Annotated in this window: 12 protein-coding genes and 2 pseudogenes; 13 read left to right on the forward strand and 1 reads right to left on the reverse strand. The window is 36.3% G+C overall.

The window, feature by feature from the left end:
* The 7 genes from I6751_RS09370 to I6751_RS09400 form a co-directional block, all read left to right on the forward strand.
* A partial coding sequence (locus I6751_RS09370; protein ID WP_196589993.1) for an HAL/PAL/TAL family ammonia-lyase occupies positions 1–1,393 on the forward strand: 1,393 nt, incomplete at its 5' end.
* Between the two features lie 292 nt (positions 1,394–1,685).
* Positions 1,686–2,324, forward strand: coding sequence for an ABC transporter permease (locus I6751_RS09375; protein ID WP_196589994.1), 639 nt, complete (start codon positions 1,686–1,688; stop codon positions 2,322–2,324).
* Between the two features lie 14 nt (positions 2,325–2,338).
* Positions 2,339–3,223, forward strand: coding sequence for a glycine betaine ABC transporter substrate-binding protein (locus I6751_RS09380; RefSeq protein ID WP_196589995.1), 885 nt, complete (start codon positions 2,339–2,341; stop codon positions 3,221–3,223).
* Positions 3,186–4,115, forward strand: a complete 930-nt coding sequence (locus tag I6751_RS09385; RefSeq protein ID WP_196589996.1) for a 4Fe-4S binding protein — start codon at positions 3,186–3,188, stop codon at positions 4,113–4,115. Before I6751_RS09380 ends, I6751_RS09385 begins: the two co-directional genes overlap by 38 nt.
* Positions 4,116–4,119: 4 nt before the next feature.
* Positions 4,120–4,890, forward strand: coding sequence for an ABC transporter ATP-binding protein (locus I6751_RS09390; RefSeq protein WP_196589997.1), 771 nt, complete (start codon positions 4,120–4,122; stop codon positions 4,888–4,890).
* Positions 4,887–5,510: an ABC transporter permease gene (locus I6751_RS09395; RefSeq protein WP_196589998.1), complete on the forward strand. Its 624-nt coding sequence runs from the start codon at positions 4,887–4,889 to the stop codon at positions 5,508–5,510. The genes I6751_RS09390 and I6751_RS09395 overlap by 4 nt, the downstream gene beginning before the upstream one ends.
* Before the next feature lie 3 nt (positions 5,511–5,513).
* Positions 5,514–6,815 carry an O-acetylhomoserine aminocarboxypropyltransferase/cysteine synthase family protein gene (locus tag I6751_RS09400; RefSeq protein ID WP_196589999.1) on the forward strand — a complete coding sequence of 434 codons (1,302 nt, stop codon included), beginning with the start codon at positions 5,514–5,516 and terminating at the stop codon, positions 6,813–6,815.
* Positions 6,816–6,969: 154 nt separating this feature from the next.
* Here I6751_RS09400 and I6751_RS09405 read toward each other — a convergent pair.
* A pseudogene (locus tag I6751_RS09405) lies at positions 6,970–7,249 on the reverse strand (IS3 family transposase); the annotation flags it as partial.
* On the opposite strand from I6751_RS09405, the gene I6751_RS13930 reads away from it, so the two are divergent.
* From I6751_RS13930 to I6751_RS09425, 6 genes and pseudogenes are all read left to right on the forward strand, one after another.
* A complete protein-coding gene (locus I6751_RS13930) occupies positions 7,239–7,388 on the forward strand; it encodes a hypothetical protein (RefSeq protein WP_196590001.1) in 150 nt (49 codons plus the stop codon). The pseudogene I6751_RS09405 and the gene I6751_RS13930 sit on opposite strands and share 11 nt — an antisense overlap.
* Positions 7,369–7,815, forward strand: a complete 447-nt coding sequence (locus I6751_RS09410; RefSeq protein WP_196590000.1) for a transposase — start codon at positions 7,369–7,371, stop codon at positions 7,813–7,815. The genes I6751_RS13930 and I6751_RS09410 overlap by 20 nt, the downstream gene beginning before the upstream one ends.
* A gap of 379 nt (positions 7,816–8,194) precedes the next feature.
* Positions 8,195–8,917, forward strand: coding sequence for a hypothetical protein (locus I6751_RS09415; RefSeq protein WP_196590757.1), 723 nt, complete (start codon positions 8,195–8,197; stop codon positions 8,915–8,917).
* Between the two features lie 67 nt (positions 8,918–8,984).
* Positions 8,985–9,125, forward strand: a pseudogene (locus I6751_RS14175) (hypothetical protein); the annotation flags it as partial.
* A gap of 117 nt (positions 9,126–9,242) precedes the next feature.
* Positions 9,243–10,268 (forward strand): hypothetical protein, encoded by a 1,026-nt coding sequence (locus I6751_RS09420; RefSeq protein WP_196590758.1) that lies wholly within the window; start codon positions 9,243–9,245, stop codon positions 10,266–10,268.
* A gap of 140 nt (positions 10,269–10,408) precedes the next feature.
* Complete coding sequence (locus tag I6751_RS09425) at positions 10,409–10,759, forward strand: hypothetical protein (protein ID WP_196590759.1); 351 nt, start codon at positions 10,409–10,411, stop codon at positions 10,757–10,759.
* The last annotated feature ends 1 nt before the right edge of the window (position 10,760 follow it).

Here is a 10,760-nt window from a genome sequence, read left to right on the forward strand (position 1 = left end):
GCACAAAACTATTTACAGACCCATGTATGGTGTTACAACTGGATTTGGTGCTCTTTGCAATAAGGTAATATCGCCATCAGAAACAGCACAGCTGCAAAGAAATATTTTATTGTCCCATTCCACTTCAGTAGGTGCACCATTGACTATTGAAGAAGTGCGGGCAACTATATTTATGATATTGCAGAATGTAGGGCAGGGATTTTGTGGCGCACGGTTGGAAACTGTAGAATTATACAGACAGTTCCTTAACCTGGGAATTACACCGTTTGCTCCTAAAGAAGGATCTGTGGGATATCTTAGTCCGGAAGCACATATGGCGTTAGTGCTGATAGGTGAGGGACAAGCCTATGTCGGTAATGAGCTTTTACCAGCTAAAGCGGCCCTACAGCGGGTTGGTCTCACACCAACTACGCTGTCTGCTAAAGAAGGACTGGTTTTAGTGTCTGGGACTACCAGTGTTACTGCTTTGGGCGCATTAGCCTTGTATGATATGCGCAATGCAGCAAAATGTGCTGATATAATCGGTGCTATGACATTGGAAATATTGAAGGGAAATGTATCGGCATTTGATGAACGGCTGATGTCTGTACGGCCTCATGCTGAACAACAAGCCACTGCTGCTAATGTGAGGACAATATTAAAAGATTCAGAGATAGCAGCGCATTTTCGTAATTACCATCTTCAGGATGCAATGTCGATTCGCTGTATTCCGCAGCTTCATGGAGCAGTAAAGAAAACATTAAATGATGCTTTGAAAACGATAGAGATTGAAATTAATTCCTGTTGTGACAATCCAATAATTTGGCCGGAAGGTGAAGATGGAGAAGCAATTTCCGGCTGTAATCCTGATTCATCTTATGTAGGAATAGAATTGGATTCGGCGTGTATTGCCGCTACTGCATTGGCAAAAATGTCAGAACGCAGGAACAGTCGTTTGATAGATGGCAATGTTTCAGAATATCCAGCCTTTTTGACAGGAAATCCAGGTATTAATTCAGGACTGATGATACCACAATATACGCAGGCAGGTTTGCTAAACGATATGAAGATATTGTCACATCCGGCAACCATTGATAGCATTCCTACTTGTGGAAATCAGGAAGACTATGTGTCGATGGGATATAATGCTGTAAAAAAGGCCGGGAAGGTAGCTGAAAATCTTGAGTTCATTTTGGCAATTGAGCTGTTATCCGTCTATCAGGCACACCAATTTTTAGAGATAAATAAGACTTCTGCCAGTGCCGCTCAAGCTGTATTAGCTGAGATAGCGTTAACTGTACCATATATAAATGAAGATGTTTATTTATATCCATACATAAATAATATTAGAGATTTGATTCATAAACAAAAAATAGTTAAATTGGTAGAAGACAAAATTGGCAAGTTATTATAAATATTTCTCATTGGTTTATATACAGCCAATAAAAATTGGCACTACTTTTAATAAAAATAATAAAAATTGACATTACAATGCAAAAATGATACCATTACCATAAATTTATATTTATCTTGGTGCTAATCAGAAAACTGAAGGCATAGAATTCTCAAGGGGATTTTATGCCTTTTTATTTTATAAATATGACTTAGTTATTGTCTACCCATTATTTATAGCAGTATAACTCTTAGCTAATCAATACACTAGCAGGCAATTAGGCATCAAATAAAAATATGAAAAGGAGGGCTTTATGCTGGGCGTAATAGCATATTTTCAGACAGATGCAGCAAATTATATAAATTTGGTTTTGGAGCATGTAACAATAAGTATATTGGTACTGCTGATTTCGATGGTTATAGCTATACCGCTTGGGATTATTTGTTCACGTTCAGAAATACTGCAAAATATATCAGAACACTTATTCAGCTTTTTACGTATTATCCCAAGTCTTGCTGTTCTTATTATCTGTATACCGTTTATTGGTACAGGCTGGAAACCGGCAGTGATTGCTCTGACATTGTTGGCAATACCACCTATTTTGTTGAATACTATTCAAGCATTTCGTACTCTGCCTGAACCAATTCTTGAAGCAGCCACGGCTATGGGAATGGGAACAACATATAAGCTTTTTAATGTGAAACTTCCATTGGCATTTCCACTTATATATACTGGGATCAGAACGGCCACTGTGGAAGTTATTGCCAGCGCGACGCTGGCAGCTTATATTGGGGCTGGCGGACTCGGCAGCCTTATTTTCACAGGACTTGGATTAATGCGTGTTGACTTGTTATATATTGGCGGTATATCTGTCGCTATACTGTCGCTTGGCACAGGATTTTTGATGAATGTTTTTTACAAATATAAAACCCGTTATTTACAGATAAAGTAAGGAGGTTGATGGAAATGAAAAAGCAAATTGGCATTATTTTATTAGCAACAGCGTTGATTGTATCTCTGATTGCCGGTTGTGGTACAAACAGCAAGGGAACAATTGTAATAGGCTCCAAGGATTTTACTGAAAGCGAGGTAGTAGCCGAAATATATGCATTAGCTTTGGAAAATGCTGGTTATAAGGTAGAACGAAAATATGATATAAGTTCTTCAGTAATACATACATCTATTGTTAATAAAGAAATAGATCTATATCCGGCGTATACAGGTACGGCCCTTCTGGCAGTATTAAAAAAACAACCATTGACAGATCCAAAAGAAGTCTATGATGTTGTTAAGGATGAATACGAAAAACAGTTCCAATTGACATGGCTTGATTATGCAAGTGCAAATGATGGGCAAGGATTGGCTATACGTGCTGATGTAGCAGAAAAGCTGAATATTAAAAATATATCTGATCTACAAAAGCATGCAGCTGAATTGCGCTTCGGCTCACAAGGAGAATTTGACAAACGTGAAGATGGCTTGCCTGGACTAGAAAAGGTTTATGGCCAATTTGCTTGGAAATCAAGCAAGGTTTATGATAATTCTTTACTGTTTCAAGTTCTTGATAATAATGAAGCTGATGTTATACCTGTTTATACAACTGAAGGAAAACTTGCACAAACTGATAAGTATCTTCTTCTTGAAGATGATAAGCATGTTTGGCCTCCTTATAATATAGCGCCGGTTGTCCGTGATGAAATCTTAAAGAAATATCCTGATATTGCCGATGTTTTGAATAAGGTCGATAAATCACTTACGAGTGAAGTATTGACTAAGCTTAATGCTAAAGTAGACATTGACAAGGAGGAATATAATGATGTTGCAAAAGAATTCTATAACAACATCAAGTGATGATATTTCATCCTTTTGTCGGCGCTTCAATGTGCCAAAACAGCTTACAGTGCTTGTGAGAAAAATTTTTTCTGATGAAGACATCCATTTTATACTGGAATGGTCTGAAGAATCAACTGATGAAAACAATTATACACAAGAAACATTGATGCGGGCCTATCGCCGTGGTCTGCTGTCAAAAACAGATGATGGAATGTATTGTTTATCCAATTTTTATAGTATGCTCGATGTTTATGTCGTGTCACGTCAATCAGAATATGATAGATTGACAGAAAAAGAAAAACACGTTTTAGATGATTGGTATTTTAAAGCTTATATGGATGGACTTAATCAGGATAAAACACTGCGGCCGACTGGTGACCGTGTGTTGCCTTTAACAGAGACAATAGCTTTTATTGACCGGCAGGAACGACCTATATATTTGAATTATTGTGATTGCCGTCGACTTACTGGCAGTTGCGGATTGCCCACACATACCTGTATTACTTATCGCGATGGACAGAATACTTTTGCAGATCGTGGTTTATCAGAGCGTATTGATAAAGAACAGGCTAAGATGATTGTGCGAAAAGCTGATAAGGCTGGCCTTATGCATACTGTTAATGCTAATGGTATCTGCAACTGCTGCGGTGATTGCTGCTATTTATTTCGTGGGCAGCGTCAGCGGCAAAGCTACGGATTATGGCCGAAATCACCATATGTTGTACAGTTTGACAAAACAGTTTGCATAAACTGTGGATTATGTGTGAAACGCTGCAAATTGGATGTATTTAAGAAGGAAGATAGTATATACTGTGATACGACACATTGTGCTGGTTGTGGATTATGTGTAAATACATGCCCAGCAGAAGCGCTGCGCTTAGTTGACCGGAGGGCCGCTGGGGAAAGGTGAAAATATGAATGCAGTTGAATTTGAGCATGTAAAAAAACAGTTTCCCCGTATGGGATATATGGCATTAGATGATGTGAATGTGCAAATTAATGAAGGAGAATTTGTCACAATTCTTGGTTCATCTGGTTGTGGTAAAACGACATTTATAAAAATGATAAACCGGCTGTATAAACCAGACTTCGGACATATTAGGCTGTTCGGCAAGGATATTCAAAACAGCAACCCTGTGCTTTTGCGTCGCAAAATCGGTTATGTCATACAACAGGTAGGATTGTTCCCACACATGACAGTAGCCGAAAATATTGCTACTATTCCTCGAATATTGAAATGGGATAAGACTAAAATTGAAAACGGGATAGAAGAAATGTTGCAATTGGTCTCTCTTGACCCGAAAGAATTCCGTGATCGATATCCAGCACAGCTTTCTGGTGGGCAGCAGCAACGAGTTGGGCTGGCGAGAGCACTTGTGGCAAATCCACCAATTATGCTTCTTGATGAACCATTTGGTGCAATTGATGCTATCAATCGTGAAAACTTGCAGAATGAGATCAAGCGAATTCACGCACAGTCACGTAAGACATATATTTTTGTTACACATGATATCCGTGAAGCATTAAAGCTTGGAACGAAGGTAATTATTATGAATAAAGGACACATCATCCAGTATGCTTCACCAAAAGAAATAATTAACAATCCATGTGATAATTTTGTTATTGATTTATTAAAAACTTTAAATATCCAAAATAATTATGTGATTGATGGTGCAGGTATATGATAAATTATTTTATTAAAAATTTTGACATGTTTGGCACAGCAACCTTAGAACATTTGTGGATTGTGGCGGTGACACTGGCTATATCTGTGTTATTGTCAACGGTGCTTTCCTATGCATTATTGCGCGTCAAGTATCTGGAGGATGCTGCCATTCAGCTGTTTAGTGCCATTTATTCGATACCTAGCCTGGCACTATTTGCACTTATGATTCCTGTGATGGGGCTTGGAAATATGACTGCTGTAGTTGTACTTACGCTGTACAATCAATTTTTATTGCTTCGCAATATTTTATCGGGGATGAATAGTGTGGATAAAAATTTATTGGAAGCTGCAACTGGTATGGGGATGACAAATTTCCAAGTAGTAACACGCGTTCAGCTGCCACTTGCATTTCCAACCATTATTGCAGGTATCCGCTTAGCAATTATATCGACGACAGGTATTGCTACAATTGCTGCATGCATAAATGCAGGTGGATTGGGAACAGTGCTTTTTTCGGGCATGCGCACAATGAACGTATACAAGATTGTTTGGGGTACGATACTTTGTGCAGTTATTGTACTGATAGAAGATTTATTGCTTAAGATGGTGGAAAGAAAATTAAGAAGAGGTGCATGTTAAATCATGAGTTATGAAGCATATAAAATGAATAATATTGGTTTTACAACTAAGCAATTGCATGCTGGTTATAATCCGGCAGAGCATTATCGTTCCAAGGCGGTGCCAATATACCAGACGGCGGTTTTTGAGTTAGGGGATTATGACCGTTGCCTTCGTTTATTTGAATATGCAGAAGAAGGACATTCTTACGTGCGTTTTTCTAATCCAACAAATACTGTATTGGAAAAACGCATAAGTGCACTTGAGGGCGGAGCTGCAGCAGTTTCTTTTTCATCTGGCATGTCAGCAATATCAAATACACTTTTAAATCTGGCTAAAGAAGGGGACGAAATCATTACTGTTAATACGCTGTATGGTGGTAGTACGACTTTGCTGGGGAAGTTGCTGCCTGATTATGGCATTACGGGACACTTTGTAGAAGACGAAAATGATATTGAATCATATCATAAGCTTATTAATGACAAGACACGTGCCATATACATAGAATGCTTAGGAAATCCAGGCATTAATATAATTGATATCGAAGCAGTTGCTAAATTGGCACATGAGCATGGAATACCGCTTGTTATTGACAATACCTTTGCTACACCATATTTATTGCGTCCATTTGAACATGGCGCTGATATTGTCTGCTATTCAGCTACAAAATTTTTGGCTGGTCATGGAATTATTATAGCTGGTTTGGTTGTTGAAAAGGGTGGTTTTAATTGGCTGAATGGGCATTTTCCCCAGTTTGAAAAATTCTACGCAGAAAATAAAGCGCAGATAGGAGATAAAATTCTTAGACAGGTCATGTTTACAAAACGTCTGCGTATGCGCTTTCTCACGGATCTAGGTGGTCATATGAGTCCACAGACAGCCTTTTATCTTATGCAGGGTATGGAAACTTTATCGTTACGTATGGACCGGCATGTCAAGAATGCACAGGCAATTGCCGAGTTTTTGGAACAGCATCCAGCGGTTAAAAAGGTTAATTACCCAGGGCTTAAGTCTAGTACGTATCATGCGTTGTCTAAAAAATATTTTCCAAAAGGACCGGGGGCAATTTTGTCGATCCGTGTAAAAGGAGGACTTGCGGCTGCAAAAAAAGTATTAGGAAACGTGAAAATATTTGATTATATGGTCAATGTTGGTGATGCCAAGTCTCTTATCGTCCATTCAGCTTCATCGACGCATTTTGGGCAACCAAAGAACATACAGGAAAAAGCTGGTGTTTATGAAGATACTTTACGTTTATCTATAGGCATTGAGGATATAGGAGATCTTATTGCTGATCTTAAACAGGCACTGGATAGTATAATATAACTGGTTTATCATTGCTGAATTCATGTGATTTTACAGCTATTAAAGACATATATATTCTTGATATATTATTAATCATGACCACCAGCAAAATGAAGTTGTCAAGTCAAGGTAGACAGTTTTAAAAACCACCTTATGGTGGATTGTCAACAGTAAACTAAATGACTTTTTTAAGGGTATTCATTCGGTACGCAACTGGAGTTAAATAATCAAGTGATGAATGAATTCTGTGGTTGTTGAAACGATTAACATAATCAGCAAATTTCAGCTTTAAAGTCTTGAGATCAGCAAATGTTTGATTCTTCACAAATTCTGTCTTAATAATTTTAAAAGTTGCCTCTGCTACAGTATTGTCGTATGGGCAGCCCATGACTCAAAGATCTGATTATATCGAATGCAATTAGTGTTTCGTCTATCAGCTTGTTCTTGAATTCATGCCAAATTATCCCCCAAGCCAAAGAAGAATATGATTTCATGAAAGAAAATCTTCGTCTAAAAAACGAATTGGAAGAAATAAAAAAGGAAAATCTTTTCTTAAAAAAAGCGGCGGCATTCTTTGCGAAGGAAATCGATTAAAGGCTTATCGATTCATTCAAAATATCATTCACTGTTTGGTGTCCGATGGCTTCTGCAGCGCTTGAGTATTTATCCAAATGCCTATTATAACTTTCTGAAGGACAGGAAAGCTGCCTATAAAATCAAAAAGCAGCAGGCACTTGAAGCCATTACAAAAATTTATCATGAGCACCACGGTGTTGACGGATACCGAACCATGCGTATATACCTTAAACGAAAGAATATCTACCTCAGTAATCTTACTGGCTACAAATACATGAATCACGAACTTAGGCTGCTGGCTGTAGTTCGCAGGAAAAAACCAAATTATAAAAAGGGACATGCCCATAAAATTTTTCCGAATTTGGTGAATCAGGATTTTTCTGCTAAAAAAAGTCAATACCAAATGGTGCACAGATTTTACCTATTTATATCTTACGAATGGTAAACTATGTGTGTCATTATTTTGTTGTTTCGACATTTAGTGGCATCTCCTAATGTATAATCTGTATTTTAAGCTGACAGGCTTATTTACAGGTTAGCACATAGGACTCACCGCTTAAGCTTTTTTGAACCACGCGACTATCGCGTGGTTTTTTTATACAAAAAAGGCTTCTCAAATCTGAGAAGCCTTGAATTTACTGGTGACCCACCACAAATACCACTTATATGCAGATACAGTCTTACTATAAATAAAAACGATATAGCTGCATAAAACAATAAAGCAAAAAAATAAGATTTTTAATAATTAGTTTTAATGTACTCTAAATGTAGTGAAATAGTGGCTTAATAATCATTATTTCAAATTTAGAGCAAGGGGAAAAATTATGCAACACATTAAAACCAATTTAGAAGTAGAAATTAATAATCTTATAAATAAAATGCCGGAGAATACGGATAGATATTTTTCACTTCTTGCGACAATGGCTAAATTCCATAAATACTCATTATCTGAACAAACCAGCCTGCATTTATATGCACCAGTTAATGCTTCAGCTTGTGCTACTGCGGTGCAATGGGAAAAGTTTTTCGGCAGGCATATAAAAAGGGATGCCAGCGGAATTAAGTTATTAGAAAATGCAGGACTGGGTACTATTCGCGTTGTTTATGACATTAAAGATACATATACTGATAATGTAAAAGCTGCAAAACCACAGGTATGGAAATATAATGAAAAAGGACATGGCCAGCTTTTCAATGATTTAATTGATGGTGATGCATCTGTATCGGAAAAGGTTATTTACTTATGTAGGAAAATAGCTGAAGAAAAAGCAAAAAAATTAAAATCGCCATCAGATGAAATAGCAGCAAGCAGTGCATATGTTATACTAAAACGGCTTGGTTATGATCCAGAAATATATTTAAATAATATTATAAAAAAAATGAATTTGACAGATCCCAATATGATCTGGATAATACTGGAACACACAAATGATATTGCCAAACAAATTTTAAATCCAATTGGCAGTTATATTAATGGAAGGCGGAATTCAAATGGAAATACAATCTTCGGGAATTTGGTCAAGTATATATCGGATTTGGTGGTTTAGCCGAAGCTTTTGAAGCTGGACGTGAAAATTGGCAAGAAGAATATAATACTCTCAATTTACAAAAGTAAGGTCTGGTGAAGTACGTATTTTACTTGGTTCAACAGCAAAAATGGGTACAGGAACAAATGTGCAGAATAAACTTATCGCTATGCATGATCTTGATGTCCCATGGCGACCTTCTGATCTTGAACAGCGCAGCGGTCGTATTGTACGGCAGGGCAATGAAAATAAAAAAGTAAAAATATATCGATACGTAACAGAAGAAACCTTTGATGCTTATCTTTGGCAGATAATAGAAAATAAGCAGCGGTTTATTGCTCAAATTATGACATCAAAAACGCCTGTACGTTCTGCGGAAGATATTGATGAGGCTACTTTGTCCTATGCTGAAATAAAGGCGATTGCGACTGGAAATCCACTTATAAAAGAAAAGATGGCTTTAGATATTCAGCTTGAAAAGTTAAAAATGGCAAAGTCATTATATTTACAACAGCAATATCATCTTGAGCATAAAATAAATGAAGTATTTCCTAGAGAAATTGCTAAATATGAGGAAAGGATATCCACCATTACAGAAGATATCCAAAATATAAAAAAGAATACTGTATTAGGTGAGGATGGTAAATCAGTATTTTTTATTGAAATAAACGGCATAGAATATAACGAACGAAAACTTGCCGGAAAAGCGTTAGCAGATATTATAAATGCCCATCAATATAATAATATAAAGTGTCTATTCAGAGGGATGCCTGTAAGTATTTATTTTGATGGTTATCAACAAAGTCATATAGCTAAAATACATGGGAAATCGACATATGATGTTGCACTTGCACACGATCATTCTGGTAATATGATTCGGTTAGAAAATGCTATTGATGCTTTACCAAAATATTTGGAAAAATATAATGGCAATCTTGAATCAGCGCAGCAAAATTTAAAAAATGCACAGCAGGAATTTGGTACACCTTTTGTGCAAGAAGATGAATTTCAAAAAAAGATGCTGAGGGTAAAGAAACTTGAAATTATATTAAATGCAACTAATGACAGTTTTGATAAAGATAATGAAGAACAACGGCGTGTTCAAAATATATTAAAAAAAGATAGTGATAATTTTATTGGGAAATTTGAAAAAATGTATAGAAATATCGCATGTAAGTTATTGAATAAAGATAAAAAAGGGTGGTCAGGTAAATATGATAAGGAATTTGCTGAACAGGTACTAAATAACGGCTGCTCAAAGGAAGATGCTGCGGATATTATTTTTAAGTTTTCTCCTAATGTGCAAGACAAAACGGTTATTCAAGATATGATAGACAAAATAAAAATCAAAAATATTCAATATGTACGTTAGTAGTGATTTATTTTGAAACTATCGAATTGATTTGGCATCATTTATAAACTGTAATGGCAATATAGAAAAAATCTCTATAAACAAATTTTATCGAAGTCATAAGGTATTCTATGGTACAATCTAATCAGGAGGAGTATAACATGAAAATAATACTTATGGATAAAGATATTCCTGTAATAGAAGTTAATATAAATAGTTTATCTGGCCGTGTAAAGGAAATAACGAAAATATATAATGAAGAATATTTGCCCTTACCAGTTAAATATCAAAATGATAAAGAATATGCATTAGATTCTTGGATAAAATCTAGAAGTATTCCAACTACGCGACAAGATTTGTCAGTTTTATTAGAAGCTGCCGGAGTAGAAACTGCTAGTGCACTATCTCTTAAAAACTTAGGATTAAATCTATCTGATCAGTATTGGTATAAACCTAAAGAAGCTGAGATAACCTGGAAACAAATTAATTTATGGTCCTATGTCAATATTTAGC

Source organism: Pectinatus frisingensis (assembly GCF_015732285.1).
GTDB classification, from domain to species: domain Bacteria; phylum Bacillota; class Negativicutes; order Selenomonadales; family Selenomonadaceae; genus Pectinatus; species Pectinatus frisingensis.